Origin of the sequence: Enterococcus sp. VV15, from assembly GCF_005236045.1 — a bacterium.
In the GTDB taxonomy this organism is placed as follows: Bacteria; Bacillota; Bacilli; order Lactobacillales; family Enterococcaceae; genus Enterococcus_B; species Enterococcus_B durans.
The window spans coordinates 145,802-171,961 of the sequence record NZ_QPTY01000001.1 but is presented as its reverse complement, the minus strand read 5'-3'; the positions used below and the strand labels follow the sequence as shown (position 1 = coordinate 171,961).

Sequence of the window (26,160 nt, the reverse complement as noted above, 5' to 3'; positions counted from 1 at the left end):
TTACTGTCAAAAATTAGTTTTCATCTTTTCCATGACAGTTTTTATATTTTTTTCCGCTTCCACAAGGACATGGATCGTTTCTGCCTACTTTGTTCACATGCACTGGTTGTTTTTTCGCATTTGTATTGCTATTTTCTTTTGCGTCACCAGTTGTCGGTTGAACTGCTTCGCCTTGTGATACTTGTTCACGTTGAACATTTTGACGAATTTCTGCCTTCATAAAGATACGTGTAACTTCATATTCGATGGCTCCGACCATGTCTTCAAACATTTTGTAGCCTTCTGTTTGATATTCAACTAATGGATTATTTTGTCCATAGGCGCGCAGACCGATTGATTGACGTAACTGGTCCATCGCATCGATGTGATCTGTCCATTTTGAATCGACCACTCGCAGAATCACTACTTTTTCAAATTCAAGCAATTGTTCAGGACCGTTCAGTTGAGCGGCTTTCGTATTGAAGATCTCCTGTGCTAATTCATTCAAGTATTCTTTGATTTGTTGTGGTTCTTTTCCTTTTAGATCGTCAACAGAGATGCTATCTTCATGGACAAGTGTACTACCAGCGAAATCAGCGATCCCTTCCAGATTCCAATTCTCTTTTTCTAATTGTGTATGCGCATCGACGACACGACTGATCGTGCGTTTTACCATGTTCATCAATGGTTTAGAAAGGCTCTTTTCTTCCATGATGACTTCTTGACGTTGTTTATAGATCACTTCACGTTGTTCACGCATAACATCATCGTATTGCAAGACGTTTTTACGTGTATCGTAGTTATTTCCTTCTACGCGTTTTTGAGCAGATTCAACTTGCTTAGATAGCATTTTGCTTTGGATCACAGCATCTTCTTCACCAATCTTCATACGGTCCAAGAATGCTTTGATACGTTCAGAACCAAACCGTTTCATCAAATCATCTTCCAACGAAAGATAAAATTGAGACATCCCTGGATCCCCTTGACGACCAGCACGTCCACGCAACTGATTATCGATACGTCGTGATTCATGACGTTCTGTCCCGATAACGGCTAAACCACCTAATTCGCGAACACCAAGACCAAGCTTGATATCTGTACCTCGTCCAGCCATATTGGTTGCGATCGTAACTGCGCCTTTTTGACCGGCGTTCATGATGATTTCTGCTTCTTTAAAGTGATTTTTCGCATTCAAGACTTCATGAGGAATCCGTTCACGATTCAATAGATCAGAAAGCAGTTCAGAGGTTTCAACTGCGACAGTACCTACTAGTACAGGCTGCCCTTTGCGGTAACGATCTTTGATATCTTGGACGACTGCATGAAACTTACTTGTCAATGTAGGATACAATAGATCTGCTCGGTCATCACGAATAACTGGGCGGTTGGTTGGTATTTGGAAAACCTGGATGTTATAGATTTCTCTAAATTCTTCTTCTTCCGTTTTTGCTGTACCTGTCATCCCTGAAAGTTTTTTATACATACGGAAGTAATTTTGGAAGGTGATCGTAGCCATTGTTTTGGTTTCGTCTTCGATCTCTACGCCTTCTTTTGCTTCGATCGCTTGATGCAATCCATCTGAATAACGACGTCCATCCATGATACGTCCTGTAAATTGGTCAACAATCAATACTTTTCCTTCTTGAACAACATAATCAATATCCAAGAGCATGATATAGTTTGCACGTAACGCTTGGTCAAGATGGTGCGTCAATGCTGTATTTTCAATGTCATATAGGTTTTTTAAGCCGAAAGTTTCTTCTGCTTTTTCGATTCCTGCTTCTGTTAAACTGATTGTCTTAGACTGAACATCGATTTTATAATCTTCTTCTTCCTTCAATCGTTTGACGAAATTGTCAGCTCTTGTATACAAAGCAGTTGATTTTTCTGCTTGTCCTGAAATGATCAACGGTGTTCTTGCTTCATCGATCAAAATGGAGTCTACTTCATCGACGATCGCATAGTTCAATGGACGTTGAACCATTTGATGACGATAAACGACCATATTGTCCCGCAAGTAATCGAACCCTAATTCGTTATTCGTACTGTATGTGATGTCACAAAGATAAGCTTCACGTTTTTCATCTGCTGATTTTGAATTGATGTTCAATCCTACCGTCAAGCCTAAGAAATTGTATAGTTCTCCCATTTCTGTGGAGTCACGAGTTGCCAAATATTCATTGACCGTAACAACGTGTACCCCTTCTCCAGTCAATGCATTCAAATAAACTGGCATAGTGGCAGTCAACGTCTTCCCTTCACCAGTACGCATTTCAGGAATGTTCCCATCATGAAGGACGATCCCACCCATTAATTGGACATGGTATGGGTACAAACCTAAAACACGTTTTGCCGCTTCACGAACGACCGCAAATGCTTCAGGTAATAATTGATCTAATGTTTCACCTTTTTGATAACGAGCTTTGAATTCAGCTGTTTTTGCTTGTAATTGTTCATCTGTTAATGCTGCCATTTCGTCAGCGTGGGCTTCGACTTTTTTGGCAATGCTATCTAAACGTTTTAGTTCTTTTTTATCATTTTCGATAATCGAACGAATAAAATTGGCCATACGTTGTGTAATCTCCTTTTTTACATATATTATCCAGACTATGTAGACTATACCTTCCATTTTAGCATTAGTCACTAATAATTGAAATATCTTAAGACGATTAAAGTGAGAACTTCATAATTAATTCATATTTCCTCATCTTAGAAAAAGTGAAAAAAGACTCGCAACACCCCTTTTAAGAGTGCTGCAAGTCAATTTTTACTGATTTAGTTGTTATTTATCAATCTGTTTCGATCAAACCGTATTTTCCATCTTTACGACGGTAAACGATACTTGTACCGTTTGTGTCCGCATCTTCAAAAATGAAAAAATTATGACCCAACATGTTCATTTGTAAAACAGCTTCTTCACTATCCATTGGTTTCAATGACAAGCGTTTCGTACGAACGATATCTAATTCAGAATCACTTTCATTTCCATCAGCTTCATTATTGAATAAAACCGCCGCATCTGCTGTATTGATTCCTTTTTCGCGAGATTTACGGTTGATTTTTGTCTTGAATTTGCGGATTTGACGTTCCAATTTATCAACGACCAAATCGATACTTGCATATAGATCTGGTGAAGTTTCTTCGGCGCGTAATACAAGATAAGGTAATGGAATAGTTACTTCCACTTTCGCTGTTTTTTCAGTATAAACTTTTAAATTTACATGGGCTGTAGCATCTGGTGCGTCACTGAAGTAACGTTCTAATTTTCCTACTTTTTTCTCAACGTAGTCCCGAATCGCTTCAGTCACTTCGATATTTTCACCGCGTACATTATATCTAAACATAAAAATTACCCCTTTCGTCTACCACAATCAAGAAGGAGAAGGACCACTCTTTCCCTCTTCTTAATACTATTATATCGAACTCTAATGTATTTGCAAACTAAATCGCTATCAATTCCATCAGTTTCTAATATTTATTTATCGCGCTAAAGAATACGTCCGGATTTTCTTTGGTTGATGAGGCAAAAGGCAACTGGCTACATGAAATAACGTCTGCCCAGTCGTATAAACATCATCGATCACAAAAATAGTTTTCCCCTTTATTACAGACGGATCGACCGTAATACCAAATGGTTGGATGCTGGCTAATCGCTCATTTCTTGTTTTTTTTGCTTGTGGGTTTGAGTGATGGATACGAGTCACTAACATCTGATAATCAACCTCCGCTGCTACTAGCATTTCACTTACTTGATTGAAGCCTCTCTCAGCTAATCGTTCGTTTGACAGAGGAACTGGACAAAAAATGGCTTCTGAGTGTTGCTTTTGTAAATTTTTCCAGTAAGCAGCGAATGTTCCTGAAAGGCGGATATCTCCCATAAACTTATACTGATTCAACCATTCTTGAAAGGCAGGATCGTACACAAAAAAAGCGTGATGGACAAAATCATAATCAGGAAACTTGTTTTGCCATGTGAAACAATCCTGACAAATCTTACTCTTCTCCGTGAACTGCTTTGCGCAACGCGGACATCTTCCTTGTTTAGGAATTTGCTGGAACAACGCAGTACAATCACTGCATAACTGTGGAACTTTTTTTACTCGCCAAAAAAGTTCCTTGATGTTTAAGTCGTGTATCATACGGCAATGACAATAGCAACATTTCATTTTTGACCTCGCAATCTTTTGCCTTGCTTATTCATCTCTTTAATTTCGCGACAAGCTTGTATAATAGCTATTGTTTTTTCTTCATAGAAAAAGTACACTTCACTATTCGAAAAAGCGCCTTTTCTGTCTGCTCTCCCAGCGATCTGTACCAATGAAGATTTTGTAAATACACGATGATCCGCCCCTAAAACGACCACTGAGACTTTTTCAAAAGTCACTCCTCGCTCAAGAATCATCGTTGTCAGTAGGATATCATACTTTTTTTCTCGCATTTTTGCCACTTTCGCTATGCGATCTGGATCGCGAGCAGAAGCATTTGCTATTCTGTAATCTGGCATTTTTTCTATCAAAAGTCGTGTCAAGCGTTCCATGATCTCGATGCTTGGACAAAAAAGCAATACATGATTTTGTGCCAATAACTGTTCAAGTTTACGTATCAAAGGGCGGATCTTCTTCTTTGACAGACATTTTTTCTGCCAAGCATTCCAAAAAAACAGCTTTGGTTCAGGAAGTAATCGCTGGTGGAAACGCAAAGGCAAACGGTGTATTTGAAACACCATACGAATTTCTTTTAATAAACGTTCAGCTGGTGTAGCACTTAAATAGATAAATCTACCTGTTGGCTTGATCGCAGTCTGCACAGCAAAGGAAAGTCCTTGATCGTCTGCGTAAGGAAATGCATCCACTTCATCGATCACAACCAAATCAAAGGCTTGATAAAAACGGTAAAGTTGATGTGTCGTGCAGATCACAAATGGGCTAAATCGGTTAGTTAGCTTTGTTTTTCCATGAAGTAGCAAAATATTTTCTTCTGAAAATACTTTATCAAAGCGGAGGAATAATTCATTGCAGACATCCACTCTTGGAGAAGACAATACGACTCTGCCACCCATCTCTAAGGTTTTCTTGATTATTCCATAGAGCATTTCTGTTTTTCCTGCCCCTGTGACTGCCCAGATGAAATGATGCTGTTTCGCTGGGCTGTTGACGATAGCATCTGAAATCGTTTTTTGCAAAAAGGTTAGTTGGCCAGTCCAAGCAAATGCAATGGGACGTTTTGGTAATGACGGCTGACAAAACAAAAATAACTGCTGGCTACTGTCACATCGTCCCAAAAATAGACAATGGGTACAATAATACAAGTTCTCAGTTAATCGACAGTTCTTTTTTCGGTTTCTTGTCCCACAGCGACTACAGATGAGCCAATTTTTTTCCAAAACAACTGCTGGGACTTTTTTATAGGGAATCGTTTGAAAAGACGGTTCTTCCATTTCGTTCAGTTCTCTTGTGAGTAATCGCCTCCCGTAAAGCTTAGTATTTACTCGGATCACCTCCCATAACTAAATATGCCAAAACGTGAGGATTATAAAAAAAGTCTAAGACAAAAGTAAGAAATACTTTTGTCTTAGACTTTCGTGTGAACGGCGGGAGCAGAAGTAAACACTCCTTCTGGCCTGTTGATTTATTATTTAGATTCAATCAAACGAAGCGCTTGTTGCAATACTTTTTCGCCATTCATCAGACCGTAATCAGCCATATTGATGATATCTAACGGAATCCCCTTTGGTTCTAACCGTTTTTCAAAGTCAGCTTTCATAAAACGAACTTGTGGCCCTAATAATAGAACATCTACCTCTTTTGAGGCTAAATGATTATCTGCATCAGAAGCGGATACTGCAAAAATATCTGTGTCGATTCCTTCTTCTTCGGCAACCTTTTGCATTTTTGTTACAAGTAAGCTGGTACTCATCCCAGCTGAACATACGAGCATGATTGTTTTCTTTGTCATTTTACTCTCTCCTTTTTGTAAAGCAAGCGTTTTCTTTTCCGCCTGTGTGCCTATTATACAAAATAGAAAGAGAATGTCAAAGGTTTCTTAAAATTTCATTCAATCAAATAACCAACTTGATTTAACTAGCTGATTAAAAACAACATATTCCTTTTTCAGATTGATTACCACTACTTCGTAACCAGCATTTATCCAACCATATGCACCTTTTTCAGGATGCTTATAATCATTCGCCCACCAATCAGTACTTTGTCTGGCAGATTTAGGGAGGCCATAACTGGGAAAGAGCAGTTCATCGATTTGAGTAAATGTCAGAGTAATTTGCGAGCCACCATTGTTTTTTAAATATTGCGTAATGGCATCATATTTTTTTGTACGTTCTTTCATCCCCATCTCACCTCTCTTCTTTTATTATCTCACACTCTTCTGATTTCGCAAGCGTTATAAATGTTGAAACAATGGACTGAATTCATTATACTTTTACTATTGACTGTAATGTGAAAGAGGTGAGTACCATGCTTCATAGTTATCAAACGATCAAAGAAGACGGACAAAGTGAAATCGAAATCAAAAAATCACGTTTCATCTGCTCTCTCAAGCGAGTCACAATTGAAGAGGAAGCAAAAGATTTTATTCAAACAATAAAAAAAGAACATTGGAAAGCAAATCATCATTGTAGCGCATTCGTGATCGGAGAAAAAAATGAGATCCAAAGAAGCAGTGACGATGGCGAGCCAAGTGGAACGGCTGGTATACCGATGTTGGAAGTGCTGAAAAAAAATGAACTGATCAATGTTATAGCGGTCGTTACCCGCTATTTCGGTGGTACAAAACTTGGTACTGGGGGGCTGATCAGAGCGTATACGCATGCTGTTTCACATGCTTTAGAAGAGATCGGAATCGTAAAAGGTACCTTGCAACAAGAGATTTCCGTTCATATCACCTATCCTCAATTAGGCAAATTAGAAAACTATCTTACACTCAATCAGCTAACGATCAAAGAAACGAATTATACAGATAAAGTGACTGTAGTTTGCTTGGTCACAGAAGATAGCGTGGCTTCTTTTAAAGAATCCATCATTGAGTTGATGAACGGCCAAGTCTCATTTACCGATGGTGCTGTTTCTTATCATGAACAACTGATCAACAAATAAGTCAAGTGACCCTTTTGTTGCTTGTCGACACTCAAAAAATGAAGAGCGTGGGCCAAATCTAAAAACCAGTTTTGCTATAGACTCTAATTCCCAATAAACGACGTCCACAAGTCCGGTTTTTCGGAAATTTCAAAAAAGAGGCTGGGACAGAAGTATTTAACTTCAACTTGATCATTGAAGTTAAATACTTCTGTCCCAGCCTCTATCCAATAGATGTCCTGCTACTATTTTTCTAAATAAAATTCAAAACGATTGCCTACATACTGCGTACGTACATACTCAAATGGCGTGCCGTCTTCAAAATAAGAGATTTGTCTCAAACGCAACACCGCATCCCCTCTTTTGATCTCCAAATACTCAGCGATCTTTTCAGATGCTAACACAGCCGTGATGGTTTGATTTGCTGTCCCAATCTTATTTCCGCTTTTTTCTTCAAGCGTTCGATAAAGCGATTCGGTTATTTCAGCTTTGCTGTATGCATCGATGATTTTTTGAGGAACACTTGCTACTTCAAAACAGATTGGAATATCATCTGCGTAACGAATACGTTCCATACGTAAGATCGTGTCTTCTTTTTGCAGATTCAATTTTTCCATCTCACTAGAACTAGGAGACGTCAAAAAATAAGAAATCGTTCGACTGGAAGGTACTCGGTTCTGTGATTCCATGATTTCAGTGAAACTTGTCGCACCTGTCATCTTTTCTTGTACTTTTTTACGCGCGACATATGTACCTGAACCGATTTTTCTTTCTAAGATCCCTTCATCAGCTAGATTCTGAATCGCTTGTCTCAAAGTCATTCGACTGACATTGAATTTTACAGCTAATTCTCTTTCAGAAGGAAGACGATCACCGATTTTCCAGATGCCCTGTTCGATTTCACTTTTGATCTGATCATGAATTTGTATATATACTGGTAATTGATTCGACATATCGTATACCCGTCCTTTCGTTTCTTCTATTATAACTGGTATATACCTGATTCACAACCGAAAAGAGTACCGCTTCTAGCTAAATCCCCTCTTTTTTGCAATCTTTCGATAAGCGTGGCTTTTTCAAAAAAAGGAACAAATGTGGGACAAATCTAAAAATCAGTTTTGCTACAGACTCTAATTCCCAATAGACGGCATCCAAAAATCAGTTTTTCCGGAAATATCAAAAAAAAAAAACGTGGGACAAAAGTAAGAAACAATTCTGTCCCAGCCTCTTTTCTCTCCATTTTATCAAACCTAAACGACTTTTGTCTCGACCTCTTCTCGAAACGGTGGGAGCAGAAGCAACTCCTTCGAAAATAAGTCGAAACCCATCAAAAGCTAAAAAGTAATTTTCATGAATCCCTACTTATTTCTCTAGGTTGAATACTTCTGTTTTAGCATCATCCTCACAATAGAACTGTTTCAAAAAATATTTTTTACTATTCAGAAGTGGAGATGTACGCTCATGCTTTCTGTTTCTCCAACGTTTTATTTGCTGTTGCCATCATCAAACGGATACGATTCAACTGGTTGACGATGGATACACCTGGATCATAATCGATTGCTGCGATATTCGCATTAGGGTAGCGGTGTCGTAATTCTTTGATTACTCCTTTGCCCACGACATGATTTGGTAAACAGCCAAAAGGTTGCATGCAGACGATATTATGCACATCATTTTTTAGTAATTCGATCATTTCACCAGTCAAGAACCACCCTTCACCTGTATGATTCCCGATTGAAAGTATCTGGCTAGCATCTTTTGCCAAGTCATCAATCGATTGGATTCCGTCAAAACGTTCAGATTTGCGTAATGCTTTATCCATTGGTTTTTCGAGCCATTCGATCATTTTGATTGCAAATTGAGCAAGCATTTTGCTTTGTTTCGACATTCCAAGTTGTTCATACTTCCAAATTTGGTTATACAACGAATAGTTCATAAAGCCGATGATGTCTGGAACGACTGCTTCAGCACCTTCTGCTTCTAATAGTCGAACGATATCATTGTTAGCTGTTGGTGAGTATTTCACTAAAATTTCGCCAACTACACCAACTTTGGGTTTCTTTTCAAAAGAAATCGGAACAATATCGAACGCTTGGATGATTTTTTTCATGTTGCTGTTGAATAAAGTGATTGAACCGTTACGCACATTCTTTTCTACTTTTTTCAGCCACTCTTGATGCAATCGATCGATACTGCCTTCTTCCAATTCATAAGGGCGCGTGCGATAAACGACTCTTTCGAAGAGATCCCCATATAAAAAGGCAATAGCTACACGTTTAAGCATAGGCAAAGTAAACTTAAATCCTGGATTAGACTCTACCCCTTGATTTCCCATTGAGATAGAAACAACGGGGATTTGTCCAAAGCCAGCATCATTCAATGCTTTACGTAAAAGTGGGATATAGTTCGTTGCTCGGCAACCTCCGCCAGTTTGTGTCATCATAACGCTTGTATTTTCCAAGTCATACTTGCCGCTTTCAAGAGCTTCTACTATCTGACCAATCGAAATGATTGCAGGGTAACAAGCGTCATTGTTGACGTACTTTAAGCCTACATTGATTGCTTCATTGTCTTCTGCTGGTAGACAAACCACATGATATCCAGAAGCATTTAGTGCGACATCCACTAAACCTGATTGATGGATCGGACTAAGCATCGGTAATAACAATGTATGTTTTTCCTTCATTTCTTTCGTAAAAGTGATTTTTTCAGGTTCTTCAAACCGTTTAACAGGTTCAAATTGTCGTTTTTCCCGTTCATTTACTGCGGCTTTTAGTGAACGTAACCGAATCCTGATGGCACCCAGATTCGATCCTTCATCAATTTTAAGCACCGTGTAGATCTTGCCATATTGATCCATGATCTCTTCTACTTGGTCTGTTGTGACCGCATCGATCCCACAACCAAATGAGTTTAGTTGAACCAATTCAAGATTTTTCGATTTTGCGACTACCCTTGCAGCTGCATATAAACGTGAATGATAGACCCATTGATTGACCACACGAAGATTTCCTACATCTCCTAGATGAGAAATACTATCCTCCGTCAAGACATGGAATCCTTCTTGTGTGATGACTTCAGCGATTCCGTGGTTGATTTCTGGATCTAGATGGTACGGTCTTCCAGAAAGAACGATTCCTCGTTGATTTTTCTGGTTCAACATGACTAACGTTTCTTCCCCTTTTTGTTGGATATCTCGTTTGAAGGAATCGAGTTCTTCATAGCCATGATGCAAAGCTGTGGCTACTTCTTCTTCTGTGAAACCAAAATCAGAAAATGTCTGATGTAGGACCTTTGCAACAGAAGCTTCGTTTGCTAAGTTCAGAAAAGGATTGCGATAATCTACTTTGCCTGCACGGATATCATCGACATTATTGCGGATGACATCTGGATAGCTTTGTACGATCGGACAATTGAAATGATTGTCTGCACCCGCAAATTCAGGACGTTCAAAGATGACTCCTGGATAAAAGATCCTTGAGACACCCGAGTCAATTAGCGCTTGGATATGACCATGTGTCAATTTAGCTGGGTAACAAGCCGTATCACTAGGGATTGTTTCCATTCCTTGTTCATACAGTTCTTTGTTTGAACGAGGAGATAAAGTTACTCTAAATCCTAGATCAGAAAAGAATGTATGCCATAGTGGATAATTTTCATACATATTCAGTACACGTGGTATCCCGATCGTTCCATTGACAGCTTCTTTTTTTCGAAGTGGACGATACTTGAACAAACGACGGTACTTATAATCGACTAAGTTGACCTTTTTATCTTCTTTTTTGATTTTGATACGTGCGCCACGTTCACAACGATTTCCTGTAATAAAACGTCGTCCATCAGAAAAAAGAGTGACAGTTAACATACAATTGTTTTCACAAAGACCACAATGAGTAAATTCTTTTTCAGAAGTAAATTGAGCCAATTCTTCTAAAGAAAGAATAGTACTTTCATCGCCAACTTCATAATCTTCCAGTGCAATCAAAGCAGCTCCATAAGCCCCCATCAGTCCTGCAATGGATGGACGTACGACTTCTCTGCCACTAATCAGTTCAAATGCACGTAACACAGCTTCATTATAAAAAGTGCCACCTTGGCAAACGATTTTTTCTCCAAGTTCTTCTGGTCTTCTTACTTTGATTACTTTATATAATGCATTTTTGATAACTGAATAAGAAAGCCCTGCAGAGATATCGCCTACAGATGCCCCTTCTTTTTGTACTTGTTTTACTTTTGAGTTCATAAAAACAGTACAACGTGAACCTAGATCAACTGGTGCTTGCGACTCGACTGCTGCTTGCGCAAAACTTCTTACGTCATATTTCAAAGATTTGGCAAATGTTTCAATAAAGGAACCACAACCTGAAGAACAAGCTTCATTTAGCTGAATCGAAGATAACACACCCTCTTTGATAGTCATAGCTTTCATGTCTTGTCCGCCGATATCTAAAATAAAGTCAACACCTGGTTGAAAGAAATTTGCAGCTTTATAATGTGCCATTGTTTCAACTTCACCAATATCGACTTTGAGTGCATTCTTGATTAATGCTTCGCCGTACCCAGTAGCGGCTGCCTTTCCGATATAGACATCTTCTGGCAACTGTTCATAGAGGTCTTTTAAAACTGCCATCGTTGTTTCTAAAGGCTGTCCTTCATTATTGCCATAAAAAGAAAATAAGATATCGCCATCTTCATTTATCAAGACTACTTTTGTTGTAGTTGATCCTGCATCGATACCTAAAAATGCGACACCGTGATGTTCAGAAAGATTTTTTTCTGAAGCCTGTGCTTTTGCATGTCTTTGACGAAATTGAGCAAGTTCATTTTCATCTTTAAATAAAGGAGTCAATGTCTTGGAAGGATTTAATTGGGCTTGGTTCCCGTTTTCTAACGTGTCAATGAGTTTCGCCATTGTGGTTGGCTCAGATTCCTCCGCATAAAATGCTGCGCCCATCGCCACAAACAATTGCGGATCTTCTGGAAAAATGACATCTTCTGGGGTTAGATTCAACGTATCGATGAATCGTTGACGAAGTTCAGACATGAAGTAAAGCGGTCCACCTAAAAATGCGACTTTCCCTTTGATTTTACGACCAGCTGCAAGTCCAGCAATGGTTTGATTCACGACAGCTTGAAAGATACTCGCTGCTATATCTGAACGATCAGCACCTTCATTGATCAGTGGTTGAACATCCGTTTTTGCAAAAACGCCACATCTCGAAGCGATCGGATAAATTTGTTGGTAATTTTTAGCTAATTCATTGACTCCATTTGCGTCTGTTTTAAGTAAAGAAGCCATTTGATCAATAAATGCTCCCGTGCCTCCTGCACAACTACCATTCATCCGCTGTTCCAAAGAGCCTTCAAAAAATGTGATTTTCGCATCTTCACCACCTAATTCGATTGCTACATCTGTCTCCGGTATGATTTCCTCTACCGTTCGTGTACAGGCAATGACTTCTTGAACAAAGGAGATATCTAACATCTCTGCTAATCCCATTCCACCTGATCCTGTGATTGCAATCGAAAGAGGCTGCTCAGCAACCAACTTTTGCGCTTCTTTAAATGTTTGTAACGCTGCTTTTTTGACATCTGAGTAATGTCGTTCATACTTAGAATAAATCGTCTTTCCTTGTTCATCTATTACAATTAATTTGACGGTCGTCGAACCGACATCGATCCCCGCTTTTAAACTCATATTTTCTCCCACTCTCTTTTAACGGACACCTTGTTGAATATATAACGAATTGTCTGTTATACTACTTATGTATATTTTAGGTACCTTTTTAAGTTTTTGCAATAAGCAAACTATTGTAGTTTGTGAGATAAGCAACAAAATAATGTGAAATGTCGAAAAATAAGCGAGGAAATTTTATGGGGAATAAAACAGATCTTCGAGTAAAGCGCACCCACAAAATGATTGTGGAAGCTTTTGTCCACTTACTAGAAAAAGAAAAAAATTATGAATCAATCACGATCCAAGCAATCGCAGATGAAGCGATGATCAATCGAACAACTTTTTATGCCCATTTTAAAAACAAAGAAGATCTTTATGAACAGATCTTTGATATTGCCATTGAAGTTTTTATGTCTGTCTTGGATTTAGAACCATTGGTTGATGGCAATCGAATCAAGTTGAACCATATCATTCGTGCATTAACAACGATCTATGTGAATATCCAGAAAAATAAAGTGCTTTTCTTAACTACGATGGATGGAGCATCGATTGAATTATTTCGAAAAAAGTTGGAAATGTTTTTGTATGATAAATACGCGAGTATTTTTGACAACTTACAAATCAAAGAGAGCCAGTTAGAAGTTCCAATCGATTTCATCACGGAATATATGACTTCTATTTTTGTTGGTACTCTTCATTGGTGGATCACAAGTGACACAGATATGACACCTGAAGAACTTGCCGCATTAGTCGTTAAATTAGTCGGTAACGGACACTTGACCGTCCTAGGAATCGAAGTCGTTAAATAACAAAATCTCTAGAAATCAGTAAAAAAGAAGATTTCTAGAGATTTTTGTTATTATTAGCGGTTTTTTGATAGCCATTTTTTCGTATGGTTCGTGGGGCGTTTAGATGTTATCTGTACAACTTTATCAGATTTTTTTGGAAAATGGACTTCCACATTGTATTTTTCTGATTTCATTAAATCATAGATCTTTTCTGCAGTTTCATCAACTTTTTCTTTCCATCTCATTTTTCCTGCCTCCATTTCTATCTTCTATACTTACTCTAGCTTAAATTGGTAGAATCTTCAAGAAACAAGGTGTTTTTTGCAAAAAAAAAGAGCGATTCTCAATGATCACTCGTAAAAACTGGGGTAGCTGGATTCGAACCAACGCATGAGGGAGTCAAAGTCCCTTGCCTTACCGCTTGGCTATACCCCAATGAATGGAGGAGAGTGGATTCGAACCACTGAACCCTAAGGAACGGATTTACAGTCCGTCGCGTTTAGCCACTTCGCTACTCCTCCAAAAGGTCTGTATCAACCTGACTTAGTTATAATACCTAATTTCCCAGATTTTTGCAACCCTTTATTGAAAATTTTTTTGATATTTTTTTAGTCATGCAGATTCCAGTGACGAATCACTGTTTCTATTGCATTTTCAAGGGTTTTTTCTTTGCCAAAATCTTCTTCCCCAAAGAAAATTTCAAATTCTTTTGGTCCATAAGCTAAAATTTCACCGATCAATTTTTTGCCTATAAATAACTGTGTGACCTCATATGTTTTTCCATTGATATTCTTTTTTACTTCTTCAATACGAACTTCTATATCTTTATTCTTTTTTGACATCTTTTTCCCACCTCCATGATAGTTTATCATATTTGAAAGGGGAATACATCGTCTACGCCCAAAAGACTTTTTCCCCCAGAAAATTTGTTACGAATCTCCTCTTGCTGTTGCAAAAAAATTAGCTACTGCACCGATTAGATTCGCCTCATTTCGGTAGTCGCATAGCAAGAGTTGAGGAGCAAAATCATTCAATTCATAGTGAGTGGTCAACTGTTTCATCCGTTGATTCACTTCTTTAAGCAAGTCTATTTTTGCTGAGATACCGCCACCTATGACAATTGCTTCTGGATCAAAAGTAAATTGGATACTAAATAGCCCTTTCGTCAAATAATCGTAAAAACGGTCGACTTCTTCTTTAGCGATCTGATCGCCTTGTCCAGCTAATGCAAATACTTCTTTTCCGCTATAGGCCGTTTTTGCTAGGCCTTTTCGTTCACAGTATCGCCAAGCCATGCTTACCGCAGTTCCTAGCTGACTAAATGTTTGATTGTTGTCTAATAACATCAGCCCGAATTCCCCACCGTATAGATGGGCTCCTTTATGGATCTTCCCATCCATGAACACTGCTCCACCAACACCTGTGCCAATCACCACAAATGCTACATTTTGATAGGCTTTCGCTGCACCTTCGTAAAATTCTGCCATCCCTGCACAATTTGCATCATTTTCGATCGTCACAGGTAGACAAAACAATTGCTCTAACTCTTCAAAAATATTGAATCCATGGATATAAGGAATGGCACTGATTCCTTCAATCCTTTGTTTTTCATTATTCACTACACCTGGTGAACTGATGGCTATCCCTTCGATGCTCAAAGTAGCTGATAATGAGTCATATATCTGGTATAAATCCGTTTTCATTTTTTCCCAAGTATCTGGAGTTGGAAATTGTCCAGTTTCCTCAAGTGATACGCCATTCCAATATCCATATTTCACTGCAGAACCGCCAAAATCAAAAGCTAAAATTCCCATGCTCGTCTGTTCTCCTTTTTTACTTACTACGTCTATTGTAAAATATCCTATGCCTTTTTGAAAGCACTTTATTTTTTAGATCATCAATTCCAAAGTCACTTGATCACGTAGCAACTCTCCATTTTCATAGATGGGTTCAGGATAATTTTTTACAAAATAGTCGATATCCCTGGAAACTTCCACAAATCCAACTTTTTTATAAAGATGGAGGGCAGCAGATGACACACTACCTGTCCGAATGATTATTTTGTTTTGGGCGTTTTTACCCTCTCTAAGGTGTTTGATCGTGTGAAGCAATAATTGACGGCCAATTCCTCTTCCTTGCTCGCTAGGGTCAACAGCAACGTTCATGATCTCATATTCTGTCTCTCTATTATTGTACACGATGACCCCTTTTATTTCATCAGCTACTTGCCAAACAAAGCCGGAGCCCGTATCTACATACATTTGGATTTTTTCTTTATCAGGGTCTGCATCTAATAATAGCTTCCATGGAAGATGCTGCTTATCTAATGTGGTGAACATAACGTCTCCCCTTACTATTTTTTATAGTGTGGCATTTCCTTATCCTTTTTATTCCTTGTCAATTGGAAATTTAAAGGCACGTAATCGATACCACCTTTGACGAACGGATGACAGCGTAAAATACGTGCTGTCCCCATCAGTGTCCCTTTCATCGCTCCATGCGACTGGATCGCTCGGATCATATAATTTGAACAGGTAGGGTAATAACGGCAACTAGGAGGAAATGCAGGGGAGATGAAGCGCTGATAAAAGCGAACGAGTCCAATCAACATTTTTTTCATATTCTTTCCTCCATTTCTTTTCTACTTCAATAAAAAGTGGAGACAAAAGTAGTGAACCTCAAAGAACAAGAAGGAACTCTCACTAACTGAGTTTATGATCTTTGCGATCTTCGTTTATTTCCGAAGAAATTACTTCTGCCCTCGCTCCTTATTATGATTTAATAAGGGGGATACAGGTGGTCTTTACTCAACCCTTTTTTGGTCTAACTTTATTTAGGACGAACGAAACAAAGGGTTGCTTAAAATAGCTATATCAGCGATTTTAAGAACCCTCATTTTTGTTTACTTTAAAACGAACGATGGACGATCAGTCTTCAACTAAAAAAATCTCGAATATGAAGCCATAAACTTGGTTGAAATACTTTAAACGGGTTGCCCTCACCGATCACTCCGTAACCGATCATCGTACCGATAATAAAAAGGAGAATCAATAATAATACAACGAGCAGTATCTTGACCAAGCTGACTAAGATATAGCGTTGTGTACTCATCTAACCACGTCCTTAAGCAATCGTTTGTGCTGTCTTATCAGCAGTTACTTGGTTACTCTCAACACGTTCAACATCCGCACCTAATTGTTGCAATTTGATATGGAAGTTATAATAGCCACGATCTAAGTATTTTAGATTACGAACACGTGTGATCCCGTTTGCTTTCAAGCCAGCTAACACTAAAGCTGCTGCTGCACGCAAGTCAGTTGCATACACTTCTGCACCTTGCAACTCATGGGTTCCATCCATGATAGCTACATTGCCGTCGATTTTTACATGCGCATTCATTCGACGCATTTCTTCTAAATGTTGGAAACGATTTTCAAAAACTGTTTCCGTCACCATGCTTGTACCCTCAGCAACTAATTGGATTGCTGTCATTTGTGCTTGCATATCTGTAGGAAATCCAGGATGAGGCATTGTTTTTACATCTGTAGGCAAGATATGTTTTGGTCCAACGACACGGATCCCATCTTCTTCTTCAGTGATCTTAGCGCCCATTTCGATCAGTTTAGAGATCAATGGTCGGTTGTGTTCTGAGATAGCGTCAGCGATCAAAACATTTCCTTCAGTCATTGCAGCGGCTACCATGAATGTACCTGCTTCAATACGGTCTTGTACGATTGAATGTTTCACAGCATGAAGATGTTCGACACCTTCGATACGCATCGTTTCTGTTCCAGCACCGTAAACATTAGCGCCCATTTTATTTAAAATATTGGCAAGGTCAACGATTTCTGGTTCACGTGCTACGTTTTCAATGATTGTTGTTCCTTTTGCTTTTACAGCTGCCATCATGATATTTTGAGTTGCTCCAACACTAGGAAAGTCCAAATAGATCGTGTTACCGATCAATTGATCTGCAATGGCTTCGATATAGCCGTTCTTTTGGATGATTTTAGCTCCTAATGCTTGGAATCCCTTTAGGTGCAGATCAATTGGACGTTTACCAATTGCACATCCTCCTGGCATAGCTACTTTCGCATGACCATTTCTTGCAAGTAATGGTCCCATTACAACGATCGAAGCACGCATTTGGCTAACATATTCATAAGGTGCTTCAATTTCTAACTGTCTTGAGGCATCAAGTGTTACTTGATTCATTTCTTCATCAAACGCTACATCGACATTTAAATGACGAATCACTTGATTCATCGTGAAAACGTCAGAAAGAATAGGAACATTATTTAATACGGTTGTTCCCTCTTCTGCCAATAAACTAGCAGCTAAAATAGGTAAAACCGCATTTTTAGCTCCTTCGATTTTTACTGTTCCATTTAATTGATTGCCACCTTTTACGATGATCTCTTCCATGTTGTTCCCCCCAAAAAATTCCAATGAGCTACAGTTGCTCAAAATCTTTTCTATTATATCATTTCTTCTTTTAAAATAGTACCTTTTTTTAAAATAATAGGCTAACGAAAAGGTTTCGACACAAAGCGATGATCTCTAAGAAAAAATTACTCGCCGTATACCCTAAAAAAATAGAAAAAAGTACAATCGTCATGCGAATCTGTGTATTATGCATCGCTCTAAAAAAGGTTTCGATGCGCAAAGAACGTAAAGACCAAAAAGCTAAATAAATGAATGCTAAGTGGCTAACAATTCGGATAATCGCATCAATTCCGTATACTTGCATAGCTACGTCCTTTCTAACAATTGTTTTTTACGATAACTAACAAAACGATGATACCATAAATTGGAAGAATAGAGAAATTATTGATTGCAAAAAGTATAATTTTTTTGTTTTCTTCTTGACAAATTCCAAGTGATAGATATGAAAATATGCCTTTTCAGTGATCGTTCCTTTATGTTTTTCTATGTAGCTCAGCTTAGATTCTAGTTGTTTTCATTTTTATTTGGAGCAAATTTTTATTAGTTGCAACCTCTACTTTTAGTAACCGATCTTAGCTACAGACATATAAAAAGACGTTTATCCAATACTTTACATCTCATGTTACTTTTCTTTTAAATAAAAAAAGAACGTGGACAAAAGTAAGAAATACTTTTGTCCACGTTCTAATACGAATAAACAATCAGAGCAGAAAGCACTTGGAAAAGCAAGCTGAGTTTCACAAAATCTAAAAAATCGAATTTCGCAAATTTCTTCTTGATCCCTTAGCACTCCTGTCTCGATTATTTATAACTATGAATGTTTTGAAACCTTGATTCGGTTGATTGCACGATGCAAAGCAACGGTCGCGCGTTTCAATTCATTTGTATCTTCTTTTTCTTTTGCTTCTTCGATTTGTCGTTCCGCACGTTGTTTTGCTCTTTCCGCACGAGAAACATCGATATCACGTTCACGTTCCGCACTATCGGCTACAATAGAAACAACGTTATCACGTACTTCCATGATCCCGCCATTTACTGCGATCCAGTCGACATGCGTATCGGAGTCAGTTCTTTTGATACGAACTTCATCGATCGTTAAAGGAACGATGATGGGCGCATGTTTAGGTAGAATACCGAGTTCGCCGGCCGTTGTGCGTGCAACTACGATCGCTGCATGGTGATCATAGACCAAACCGTCAGGAGTAACCACGTTAACTGTTAAATATTGATCCATGGGGCACCCCTTTCTAGTAGCCTAGTTTTTTCGCTTTTTCTACGACGTCTTCGATTCTACCAACACTACGGAATGCTTCTTCAGGAAGGTCATCGTATTTACCTTCTAAGATTTCGCGGAATCCTTTGACAGTTTCTTCAACTGGTACATATGACCCTGGAAGACCTGTAAATTGTTCTGCTACGTTAAAGTTTTGTGACAAGAAGAATTGAACTCTACGTGCACGAGAAACTAAAACTTTTTCTTGGTCAGATAATTCATCCATCCCTAAAATAGCAATGATATCTTGTAATTCACGGTAACGTTGTAAGACATGCTGTACTTCCGTCGCTACTTTATAGTGTTCTTCTCCGACGATTTCTGGAGCAAGCGCACTTGATGAAGAAGCGAGTGGATCTACGGCTGGGTAAATCCCTTGTTCTGTCAATTTACGTTCCAAGTTCGTTGTTGCATCTAAATGGGCAAATGCTGTTGCTGGAGCTGGGTCAGTGTAGTCATCGGCTGGTACATATATTGCTTGGATCGAAGTGATCGAACCTTTTTTCGTTGAAGTGATCCGCTCTTGTAATTGACCCATTTCTGTTGCTAGCGTTGGTTGATATCCAACGGCAGAAGGCATACGACCTAATAGGGCAGAAACTTCTGAACCGGCTTGAGTGAAACGGAAAATATTATCAATAAACAATAGCACGTCTTGCCCTTCAACATCACGGAAGTATTCAGCAATCGTCAAACCAGTCAAGGCAACACGCATACGTGCACCTGGTGGTTCGTTCATTTGACCAAACACCATGGCTGTTTTTTCAATAACTCCTGAATCTTTCATTTCATAATAAAGGTCATTACCTTCACGTGTACGTTCACCAACACCAGTAAATACAGAAATACCACCGTGTTCTTGAGCGATATTATGGATCAATTCTTGGATCAATACAGTTTTACCTACACCGGCACCACCGAATAATCCAACTTTCCCACCTTTTAAGTAAGGAGCAAGCAAGTCAATAACTTTGATCCCAGTTTCAAGGATCTCAGTACTTGTACTTAACTCATCAAAGTTTGGTGCTTTTTTATGGATTTCGCTACGTTTTGCATCCTCTGGGAAAGGTGCAGATAAATCGATCGTATCACCTAATACATTGAATACACGACCTAACGTTTCTTTACCCACTGGTACAGAAATTGCTTTTTCTGTATCAATGACTTCCATTCCGCGTTGTAAACCATCTGTTGATTCCATCGCGATTGTACGGATGACACCGTCACCTAATTCTAGCGCTGTTTCAAGAACAACTTTCGATTTCTTCTCATCATTTTTATAAACAACTAAAGCGTTGTTGATATCTGGTAAGGATTGGTCTAAAGAAAATTCCACGTCGACAACGGGACCGATTACTTGAACAATCTTGCCTGAACTCATCTTTTTTCCTCCAATCTCAATACTATTCTAGTGCCGAAGCTCCGGCAACAATTTCGGTAATTTCTTGGGTAATAGCCCCTTGTCTTGCACGGTTATAAGAAACCGTTAGATCATCGATGATCGTTGCAGCATTATCCGTTGCTGTCTTCATAGCTGTCATACCGGCAGCATGTTCTGCTGTCTTGGCATCAACGATTGCACCATAAATCAAGCTATCTGCATATTGAGGTAACAATTGAGCCAAGATTTCTTCTTTTGATGGTTCAAAAATATATTCTTGTTCAAAGGTTGTTGCTTCCTCAGGGTCTAAATCAGAAATCGGTAGCATTTTTTCTACCCGAAATTGACTAGTTAGTGAATTGATATGATGGTTGTAACATACATACAATTCATCAAATACTTCATTTTGATACATAGTTGTTGCCATTCCAACGATCTTGCGAACTTCATCAAAACTTGGTTGGTCAGATAAATTACGCAATTCGTAAGCTAAATTGATTCCTCTTGCTTTGAAGAAGTCTGCACCTGTTCCGCCGATTGCGATCATTACGTAATCGTCAGGTGATTGGTGATCTTCTTCTAAAATGGACATCGTTTGCTTCAAAATCGAGCTATTATAGCCACCAACTAAACCACCATCCGCAGTGATCACGATGTAGCCCGTCTTCTTCACTGGTCGACTGATCAACATACTGTTGTAGTTGATGTCTCCACGAGGATTGTCTGAGGCGATATCGTTTAATTGCGTTGCGGTCAAATGAGTCACGATCTCTCTAACCTTGTTTGCATAGATCTGAAACTTCTGAGAAGAAGCTTCAGATTTTGTTAGTTTAGAGGCGGACACCATTTGCATTGCGCGCGTGATTTGACTGGTTTTCTTAGTTGAAGCGATCCGAGTCTTAATTTCATTTAATGAAGCGCCCATTCATCTCACCTCACTATGCATTTTGAATGGATTTCAATTTGTCTTCTGTTGAAGAAAAATTACCTTTTGACGCCAAAAAGATATCTTTATATTCTTGAATCGCAGTATTCAAAGCTTCTTCTTCTGGAAGATCCTTCGTTGTACGAATCGTTTCAAAAATATCTGAATGGTTATTATCTAGATATTCAAATAATTCATGTTCAAAATCTAAAATACTATCAACAGGGATACTATCTAAGAATCCGTGTGTCAAAGCATATAAGATGACTACTTGTTTTTCAACAGCAAGTGGTGCATGAAGTTTTTGTTTCAAGATTTCAACTGTGCGACGACCACGATTTAATTTTGCTTGTGTCGCAGCGTCTAAGTCAGAACCGAACTGTGTAAATGCTTCTAATTCCCGATAACTTGCTAAATCAAGACGTAAAGTTCCGGCAACTTTTTTCATTGCTTTGATCTGTGCAGAACCACCTACCCGAGAAACGGATAATCCAGCGTCAACAGCTGGTCGAGTTCCGGCATAGAACAAATCGCTTTCCAAGAAGATTTGTCCGTCAGTGATCGAGATAACGTTTGTTGGAATGTATGCAGAGATATCTCCAGCTTGTGTTTCAACAAATGGTAAAGCAGTCATTGAACCGCCACCCAATTCATCACTCAATTTAGCTGCACGTTCTAACAGACGTGAATGTAGGTAAAAAACATCCCCTGGATATGCTTCACGACCTGGTGGACGACGTAATAGTAATGAAAGTTCACGATAAGCAACGGCTTGTTTTGATAAATCATCAAAGATGATCAAAACATGTTTTCCATTGTACATGAATTCTTCACCCATAGCAGTCCCTGCGTAAGGAGCAATATAAAGTAATGGAGCTGGTTGTGATGCTCCAGCATTCACAACGATCGTATAATCCATCGCACCATATTTTTTCAATGTTTCTACTTGTGTACGAACTGTAGAATCTTTTTGACCGATTGCAACATAGATACAGATCATATCTTGACCTTTTTGGTTAAGGATCGTATCGATCGCAATAGATGTTTTCCCTGTCTTACGGTCACCAATGACTAACTCGCGTTGACCACGACCAATTGGAACTAAAGCATCGATTGCTTTTAATCCCGTTTGCATTGGTTCATTAACAGATTTACGTTGCATAACGCCTGGTGCCATTGCTTCAACTGGACGAGCCTTGTCTGTTGCAATTTCACCTAATCCATCGATTGGTTGACCTAGCGGATTAACGACACGTCCGATCAATGCGTCCCCAACTGGAACTTCCATGATCTTTCCTGTACGTTTTACTTTGTCTCCTTCACGAATGGATTCGAAATCACCAAGGATGATGATACCTACATCATTAGATTCTAAGTTTTGTGCCATTCCGTATGAGCCGTTTGAAAATTCAAGCAACTCACCACTCATCGCATTTTCTAAACCATGTGCACGAGCGATTCCGTCACCAACATAAGTAACGGTACCGATTTCTTCGACTGAAAGCACGTTTTGATAATTTTCAATTTGTTCTTTAATCAAGGCACTAATTTCTTCTGCTTTGATAGCCATTCGATTCACCTACCTCTTTGTACTATCTATTTAATTGACTACGCATTTTTTCTAATTGCGTGCGAATGCTTCCGTCGATCACTCGATGGTTGGCTTCAACAATTGCCCCACCAATAATAGATGAATCAACGATTTCTTTTAATTCAACTGTTTGATAGTCCATTGTTTTTGCAACATTCTTTTCTAAATTTCGTAACTGTTCCTCAGAAAGCGGTACTGCTGTTTTTACACTACCTAAAAGTAGGCCTTTATGTTCGTTATAACGATGTTCGTATTCATCGATCATAAAGGTTAGATCAGACATTCGATTGTAATTGTAAACAACTTCTAAAAAGTTTTTCACAGTGACCTCGAAGCCTGCAACAAGTTTATCCATAATTAGACGTTTTTCATGAGGTTCTAAGCGGACATCACTAAGCAGGTTTCCTAATTCCGGAACCTCTGCATAGATTTGTCGCAAACTTAATAACTCTTGGTAAATTTCTTCCGCACGATTTGAATCGATCGCCAGTTCAAACAATGCTTTACCATAGCGTCTGCCTACAGTATATTTATCTAGTTTCATTTGAAGAACCTAGACCTTCGATATATTGATTGATTAAAGATTCGTGCATTTCTGGAGAAAGTTCTTTGTTCAAGATTTTTGCCGCAATTTGAAGAGATAAATCAGCTACATCGTCTTTCACAGAGTTTAAAGCTGAGTCACGTTCTAATGCGATATCAGCTTGCGCTTTGCTTTTTAGACGAGCTACTTCTTCTTGCGTATCCTTCAAAATATTTTGACGGCTTAATTCTCCACTTTCTTTCGCATTTTTAATGATATCAGCTGCATCTGAACGAGACGCTAACAATTGTTGTTCACATTCTTGTTCCATTTTTGCTGATTTGATGCGAGATTGTTCGGCAGAATCTAAATCATTGGCGATCTTATCTTCACGTTTTTTCAAAATATCGCTGATTGGGCCCCAAGCAAAATGCTTTAGTAGAGCCAGTAGTATCAAAAATGAGCCGCTGACAACGATGATATTACCTAACATCGGATTACCAACTTCTGCAATTGCCAATTGATTCAGCATAGGCTAGCCTTCCTTTCTTTCAGGTGTTTCTAACTGGTGTAAAGGATGCGTCTCTCATTTAAGAAATTCGTCTTCCTAAACGCCTTTTTCTAATTTTATGAAGAAACTTTTTTAGTTTTTCTACATCTTTTTCAATTCACTGCAATGAAAAGAGGATTAGTGACATACGTCCCATCCTCATTGAGTAAATTTACTACATAAATACTAGAATTAAAGCGATAACCACACCTAGAATTGGAACAGCTTCAACAAGGGCTACCCCGATGAACATTGTTGTACGGAATTGACCAGACATTTCAGGTTGGCGTGCCATTGATTCGATGGTTTTAGAGATAACTTGTCCATTACCATAACCAGCTCCGATTGCTGCCCCCATGATTGCGATTGCTGCTGCGATATAATTCATAATATATTTCCTCCTAAAATAGATAAGTAGTTTATTCAAAAACGATGTTATTCTTCTACTTCAATCTTATGGCTCATATACACCATCGATAAAGTAACAAAGACAAATGCTTGGATGCTTCCGATAAACAATGAAAATGCAATCCAAATCATCTCTAAAGGAATTGCTAATGGTAAGGAGTACCAACCTATGTTATTCATCATGTTGGCGATTAAGGTTAGCAAAACTTCCCCCGCGTAAATATTCCCATAAAGACGTAAAGCAAGTGTTAATAGGTTCGTAAACTCTTCGATCAGTTTCATTGGAAACATGAAACTATATGGTTTTAGGAACGAATTTACAAAATACCCTTTGAAGCCGAGTTTCTTCACCCCAAATAGATGAGTAAGAGTGATCATTATAAATGCCAATGTTAAAGTAATAAATGGGTCTGCCGTCGGACTTTTCCAAAGTGTCGTATCATTCGGTAAGACGATTTTCGTTACTAAACCAATATTGTTCGCAACAAAGATAAATAAAAACAACGTGAATGCCAACAAATGGAAATTGTTCAATTCTTTTCTAGGCAAGTTATCTGTTACGATTCCTCGAGAAAAGTCAATGACCCATTCTATCGCATTTTGTTTTCCAGTTGGTTTCATCTTAAGGTTCCTAGTAAAGAAGTAAACCAAAAAGAAGACGATCAAACAGGTCAATAACACCATCATACAAACTGTACCATCAAACCAAACAGGTCCAATATGGAAGGTTAGCGAGCGTTCATCCAATCCATTTCACCTCTTTTCCCTGAAATTCACATAAAATCAAATTCATGTGTACATCTGGTTTTTCTAAATCGTTTTCTAACCAAACGGTATCATACCACCATGAAACAGAAAATTCAAAACATTTTCATGAAAATTAGACACTTTTTTATTTCAGTCAAAAAATGTCTAAATATCAAAGAAATCCATCGTGGCATTATACAGAAAAAACCTGTGATAATCATGCTTTATCAGATTAAATGCTAACAAATTTTATCATTAAGTAAAACTAAAAGCACCGAATATGCGAAAAAGGATAATGAAATTATCTAGAGAAATTTTTTAATGTTCGATCAATTTGACGATCCACATCTTTTCTCTTCAAGTCTTCTCGCTTGTCATACGTTTTTTTCCCTTTCGCAAGCCCAATGAGGACTTTTGCGTATCCATTGCGTAAGTATACTTTCAACGGTACAATCGTGACCCCAGTATTTTTCGTTTCATTTTCAAGACGGGCAATCTGTTTCTTGTGGAGTAACAGTTTTCTTGTCCGTAATGGATCATGATTGAAAATATTTCCTTGTTCATAGGGGCTGATATGCACATTGTGCATATACGCTTCCCCATTGCGTACTCGGACAAACCCATCTTTAAGATTGATCCGACTGTTCCGAATAGATTTTATCTCTGTTCCTTGCAATACCATTCCAGCTTCCATTGTGTCGATGATCGAATAATCGTGGCGAGCTTTTTTATTTTGCGCGATCAGTTTCCCCTCGCCTTTTGGCATAGTTCATTCCTCCAAACG

General features: G+C 38.6%; 27 protein-coding genes and 2 tRNA genes. 2 read left to right on the top strand and 27 right to left on the bottom strand.

Annotated features, from left to right (window positions below):
• Nucleotides 1-13: 13 nt before the first annotated feature.
• From secA to DVW83_RS00885, 6 genes are all read right to left on the bottom strand, one after another.
• A complete protein-coding gene (gene secA, locus DVW83_RS00910; protein WP_005880429.1) occupies nt 14-2,548 on the bottom strand; it encodes a preprotein translocase subunit SecA in 2,535 nt (844 codons plus the stop codon).
• Nucleotides 2,549-2,768: 220 nt separating this feature from the next.
• The gene (hpf, locus tag DVW83_RS00905; protein ID WP_104661270.1) at nt 2,769-3,323 is read right to left on the bottom strand and encodes a ribosome hibernation-promoting factor, HPF/YfiA family; all 555 of its coding nucleotides are present in this window, start codon (nt 3,321-3,323) and stop codon (nt 2,769-2,771) included.
• Between the two features lie 135 nt (nt 3,324-3,458).
• Nucleotides 3,459-4,145 carry a ComF family protein gene (locus tag DVW83_RS00900; RefSeq protein ID WP_104661271.1) on the bottom strand — a complete coding sequence of 229 codons (687 nt, stop codon included), beginning with the start codon at nt 4,143-4,145 and terminating at the stop codon, nt 3,459-3,461.
• A complete protein-coding gene (locus DVW83_RS00895; RefSeq protein ID WP_104661272.1) occupies nt 4,142-5,416 on the bottom strand; it encodes a DEAD/DEAH box helicase in 1,275 nt (424 codons plus the stop codon). The genes DVW83_RS00900 and DVW83_RS00895 overlap by 4 nt, the downstream gene beginning before the upstream one ends.
• 194 nt (nt 5,417-5,610) lie before the next feature.
• Nucleotides 5,611-5,934 carry a PTS sugar transporter subunit IIB gene (locus DVW83_RS00890; protein WP_104661273.1) on the bottom strand — a complete coding sequence of 108 codons (324 nt, stop codon included), beginning with the start codon at nt 5,932-5,934 and terminating at the stop codon, nt 5,611-5,613.
• A gap of 99 nt (nt 5,935-6,033) precedes the next feature.
• Nucleotides 6,034-6,321 carry a DUF7662 domain-containing protein gene (locus tag DVW83_RS00885; RefSeq protein WP_025479974.1) on the bottom strand — a complete coding sequence of 96 codons (288 nt, stop codon included), beginning with the start codon at nt 6,319-6,321 and terminating at the stop codon, nt 6,034-6,036.
• A 128-nt stretch (nt 6,322-6,449) separates the two neighbouring features.
• Between DVW83_RS00885 and DVW83_RS00880 the strand changes: the two genes are divergently transcribed.
• Entirely contained in the window at nt 6,450-7,088 is a 639-nt protein-coding gene (locus DVW83_RS00880; RefSeq protein ID WP_104661274.1) for a YigZ family protein, read from the top strand.
• Between the two features lie 224 nt (nt 7,089-7,312).
• Here DVW83_RS00880 and DVW83_RS00875 read toward each other — a convergent pair whose 3' ends face one another.
• Both DVW83_RS00875 and DVW83_RS00870 read right to left on the bottom strand, forming a co-directional pair.
• Nucleotides 7,313-8,020, bottom strand: coding sequence for a GntR family transcriptional regulator (locus DVW83_RS00875; protein ID WP_104661275.1), 708 nt, complete (start codon nt 8,018-8,020; stop codon nt 7,313-7,315).
• A gap of 506 nt (nt 8,021-8,526) precedes the next feature.
• The gene (locus tag DVW83_RS00870; RefSeq protein WP_104661010.1) at nt 8,527-12,765 is read right to left on the bottom strand and encodes a 2-hydroxyacyl-CoA dehydratase; all 4,239 of its coding nucleotides are present in this window, start codon (nt 12,763-12,765) and stop codon (nt 8,527-8,529) included.
• A 176-nt stretch (nt 12,766-12,941) separates the two neighbouring features.
• Between DVW83_RS00870 and DVW83_RS00865 the strand changes: the two genes are divergently transcribed.
• Nucleotides 12,942-13,553, top strand: a complete 612-nt coding sequence (locus DVW83_RS00865; RefSeq protein WP_104661009.1) for a TetR/AcrR family transcriptional regulator — start codon at nt 12,942-12,944, stop codon at nt 13,551-13,553.
• Nucleotides 13,554-13,606: 53 nt separating this feature from the next.
• Here the strand turns inward: DVW83_RS00865 and DVW83_RS15160 are convergent, their stop codons facing one another.
• From DVW83_RS15160 to smpB, 19 genes are all read right to left on the bottom strand, one after another.
• Nucleotides 13,607-13,777: a hypothetical protein gene (locus DVW83_RS15160; protein ID WP_167591943.1), complete on the bottom strand. Its 171-nt coding sequence runs from the start codon at nt 13,775-13,777 to the stop codon at nt 13,607-13,609.
• Between the two features lie 118 nt (nt 13,778-13,895).
• A tRNA-Gln gene (locus DVW83_RS00860) sits at nt 13,896-13,967 on the bottom strand.
• 5 nt (nt 13,968-13,972) lie between these two features.
• Nucleotides 13,973-14,053: transfer RNA gene (locus DVW83_RS00855), tRNA-Tyr, on the bottom strand.
• An 87-nt stretch (nt 14,054-14,140) separates the two neighbouring features.
• Nucleotides 14,141-14,374 carry a DUF2969 domain-containing protein gene (locus DVW83_RS00850; protein ID WP_104661008.1) on the bottom strand — a complete coding sequence of 78 codons (234 nt, stop codon included), beginning with the start codon at nt 14,372-14,374 and terminating at the stop codon, nt 14,141-14,143.
• Between the two features lie 87 nt (nt 14,375-14,461).
• Nucleotides 14,462-15,346, bottom strand: a complete 885-nt coding sequence (locus tag DVW83_RS00845) for an ROK family protein (RefSeq protein ID WP_104661007.1) — start codon at nt 15,344-15,346, stop codon at nt 14,462-14,464.
• Between the two features lie 75 nt (nt 15,347-15,421).
• Nucleotides 15,422-15,871 (bottom strand): GNAT family N-acetyltransferase, encoded by a 450-nt coding sequence (locus DVW83_RS00840; RefSeq protein WP_104661006.1) that lies wholly within the window; start codon nt 15,869-15,871, stop codon nt 15,422-15,424.
• 14 nt (nt 15,872-15,885) lie between these two features.
• Nucleotides 15,886-16,152: a membrane protein insertion efficiency factor YidD gene (gene yidD, locus DVW83_RS00835; RefSeq protein WP_104661005.1), complete on the bottom strand. Its 267-nt coding sequence runs from the start codon at nt 16,150-16,152 to the stop codon at nt 15,886-15,888.
• 314 nt (nt 16,153-16,466) lie between these two features.
• Nucleotides 16,467-16,643: a DNA-directed RNA polymerase subunit beta gene (locus DVW83_RS00830; RefSeq protein WP_104661004.1), complete on the bottom strand. Its 177-nt coding sequence runs from the start codon at nt 16,641-16,643 to the stop codon at nt 16,467-16,469.
• A gap of 12 nt (nt 16,644-16,655) precedes the next feature.
• Nucleotides 16,656-17,957 carry a UDP-N-acetylglucosamine 1-carboxyvinyltransferase gene (gene murA / locus DVW83_RS00825; protein ID WP_104661003.1) on the bottom strand — a complete coding sequence of 434 codons (1,302 nt, stop codon included), beginning with the start codon at nt 17,955-17,957 and terminating at the stop codon, nt 16,656-16,658.
• A gap of 88 nt (nt 17,958-18,045) precedes the next feature.
• Nucleotides 18,046-18,282 (bottom strand): DUF1146 family protein, encoded by a 237-nt coding sequence (locus DVW83_RS00820; RefSeq protein WP_005878474.1) that lies wholly within the window; start codon nt 18,280-18,282, stop codon nt 18,046-18,048.
• Between the two features lie 507 nt (nt 18,283-18,789).
• On the bottom strand, nt 18,790-19,212 hold the full coding sequence (locus DVW83_RS00815) for a F0F1 ATP synthase subunit epsilon (protein ID WP_005878470.1): 423 nt from the start codon (nt 19,210-19,212) through the stop codon (nt 18,790-18,792).
• 13 nt (nt 19,213-19,225) lie between these two features.
• Complete coding sequence (gene atpD, locus DVW83_RS00810) at nt 19,226-20,632, bottom strand: F0F1 ATP synthase subunit beta (protein WP_005878468.1); 1,407 nt, start codon at nt 20,630-20,632, stop codon at nt 19,226-19,228.
• 22 nt (nt 20,633-20,654) lie between these two features.
• On the bottom strand, nt 20,655-21,557 hold the full coding sequence (locus DVW83_RS00805; RefSeq protein WP_005878466.1) for a F0F1 ATP synthase subunit gamma: 903 nt from the start codon (nt 21,555-21,557) through the stop codon (nt 20,655-20,657).
• Between the two features lie 13 nt (nt 21,558-21,570).
• Nucleotides 21,571-23,127, bottom strand: coding sequence for a F0F1 ATP synthase subunit alpha (gene atpA, locus DVW83_RS00800; protein WP_104661002.1), 1,557 nt, complete (start codon nt 23,125-23,127; stop codon nt 21,571-21,573).
• A gap of 22 nt (nt 23,128-23,149) precedes the next feature.
• Entirely contained in the window at nt 23,150-23,692 is a 543-nt protein-coding gene (atpH, locus tag DVW83_RS00795; RefSeq protein WP_104661001.1) for an ATP synthase F1 subunit delta, read from the bottom strand.
• Nucleotides 23,679-24,203, bottom strand: coding sequence for a F0F1 ATP synthase subunit B (gene atpF / locus DVW83_RS00790; protein ID WP_104661000.1), 525 nt, complete (start codon nt 24,201-24,203; stop codon nt 23,679-23,681). The genes atpH and atpF overlap by 14 nt, the downstream gene beginning before the upstream one ends.
• 193 nt (nt 24,204-24,396) lie before the next feature.
• The gene (atpE, locus tag DVW83_RS00785) at nt 24,397-24,609 is read right to left on the bottom strand and encodes an ATP synthase F0 subunit C (protein ID WP_005878459.1); all 213 of its coding nucleotides are present in this window, start codon (nt 24,607-24,609) and stop codon (nt 24,397-24,399) included.
• Between the two features lie 47 nt (nt 24,610-24,656).
• Complete coding sequence (gene atpB / locus DVW83_RS00780) at nt 24,657-25,376, bottom strand: F0F1 ATP synthase subunit A (RefSeq protein ID WP_104660999.1); 720 nt, start codon at nt 25,374-25,376, stop codon at nt 24,657-24,659.
• Nucleotides 25,377-25,677: 301 nt separating this feature from the next.
• Complete coding sequence (gene smpB / locus DVW83_RS00775) at nt 25,678-26,142, bottom strand: SsrA-binding protein SmpB (RefSeq protein ID WP_104660998.1); 465 nt, start codon at nt 26,140-26,142, stop codon at nt 25,678-25,680.
• Between the last annotated feature and the right edge of the window lie 18 nt (nt 26,143-26,160).

Bases quoted from the DNA above. Each gene is read 5' to 3' on its own strand.
- atpD (WP_005878468.1), bottom strand. From the start codon at position 20,632: ATGAGTTCAGGCAAGATTGTTCAAGTAATCGGTCCCGTTGTCGACGTG.
- DVW83_RS00875 (WP_104661275.1), bottom strand. From the start codon at position 8,020: ATGTCGAATCAATTACCAGTATATATACAAATTCATGATCAGATCAAA.
- DVW83_RS15160 (WP_167591943.1), bottom strand. From the start codon at position 13,777: ATGAGATGGAAAGAAAAAGTTGATGAAACTGCAGAAAAGATCTATGAT.
- murA (WP_104661003.1), bottom strand. From the start codon at position 17,957: ATGGAAGAGATCATCGTAAAAGGTGGCAATCAATTAAATGGAACAGTA.
- DVW83_RS00820 (WP_005878474.1), bottom strand. From the start codon at position 18,282: ATGCAAGTATACGGAATTGATGCGATTATCCGAATTGTTAGCCACTTA.
- DVW83_RS00890 (WP_104661273.1), bottom strand. From the start codon at position 5,934: ATGACAAAGAAAACAATCATGCTCGTATGTTCAGCTGGGATGAGTACC.
- atpH (WP_104661001.1), bottom strand. From the start codon at position 23,692: ATGAAACTAGATAAATATACTGTAGGCAGACGCTATGGTAAAGCATTG.
- DVW83_RS00815 (WP_005878470.1), bottom strand. From the start codon at position 19,212: ATGGATCAATATTTAACAGTTAACGTGGTTACTCCTGACGGTTTGGTC.
- yidD (WP_104661005.1), bottom strand. From the start codon at position 16,152: ATGAAAAAAATGTTGATTGGACTCGTTCGCTTTTATCAGCGCTTCATC.
- DVW83_RS00840 (WP_104661006.1), bottom strand. From the start codon at position 15,871: ATGTTCACCACATTAGATAAGCAGCATCTTCCATGGAAGCTATTATTA.
- DVW83_RS00805 (WP_005878466.1), bottom strand. From the start codon at position 21,557: ATGGGCGCTTCATTAAATGAAATTAAGACTCGGATCGCTTCAACTAAG.
- atpF (WP_104661000.1), bottom strand. From the start codon at position 24,203: ATGCTGAATCAATTGGCAATTGCAGAAGTTGGTAATCCGATGTTAGGT.
- atpE (WP_005878459.1), bottom strand. From the start codon at position 24,609: ATGAATTATATCGCAGCAGCAATCGCAATCATGGGGGCAGCAATCGGA.
- DVW83_RS00895 (WP_104661272.1), bottom strand. From the start codon at position 5,416: ATGGAAGAACCGTCTTTTCAAACGATTCCCTATAAAAAAGTCCCAGCA.
- DVW83_RS00850 (WP_104661008.1), bottom strand. From the start codon at position 14,374: ATGTCAAAAAAGAATAAAGATATAGAAGTTCGTATTGAAGAAGTAAAA.
- secA (WP_005880429.1), bottom strand. From the start codon at position 2,548: ATGGCCAATTTTATTCGTTCGATTATCGAAAATGATAAAAAAGAACTA.
- DVW83_RS00885 (WP_025479974.1), bottom strand. From the start codon at position 6,321: ATGAAAGAACGTACAAAAAAATATGATGCCATTACGCAATATTTAAAA.
- hpf (WP_104661270.1), bottom strand. From the start codon at position 3,323: ATGTTTAGATATAATGTACGCGGTGAAAATATCGAAGTGACTGAAGCG.
- DVW83_RS00830 (WP_104661004.1), bottom strand. From the start codon at position 16,643: ATGAGTACACAACGCTATATCTTAGTCAGCTTGGTCAAGATACTGCTC.
- DVW83_RS00845 (WP_104661007.1), bottom strand. From the start codon at position 15,346: ATGGGAATTTTAGCTTTTGATTTTGGCGGTTCTGCAGTGAAATATGGA.
- atpA (WP_104661002.1), bottom strand. From the start codon at position 23,127: ATGGCTATCAAAGCAGAAGAAATTAGTGCCTTGATTAAAGAACAAATT.
- DVW83_RS00870 (WP_104661010.1), bottom strand. From the start codon at position 12,765: ATGAGTTTAAAAGCGGGGATCGATGTCGGTTCGACGACCGTCAAATTA.
- smpB (WP_104660998.1), bottom strand. From the start codon at position 26,142: ATGCCAAAAGGCGAGGGGAAACTGATCGCGCAAAATAAAAAAGCTCGC.
- DVW83_RS00880 (WP_104661274.1), top strand. From the start codon at position 6,450: ATGCTTCATAGTTATCAAACGATCAAAGAAGACGGACAAAGTGAAATC.
- DVW83_RS00865 (WP_104661009.1), top strand. From the start codon at position 12,942: ATGGGGAATAAAACAGATCTTCGAGTAAAGCGCACCCACAAAATGATT.
- DVW83_RS00900 (WP_104661271.1), bottom strand. From the start codon at position 4,145: ATGAAATGTTGCTATTGTCATTGCCGTATGATACACGACTTAAACATC.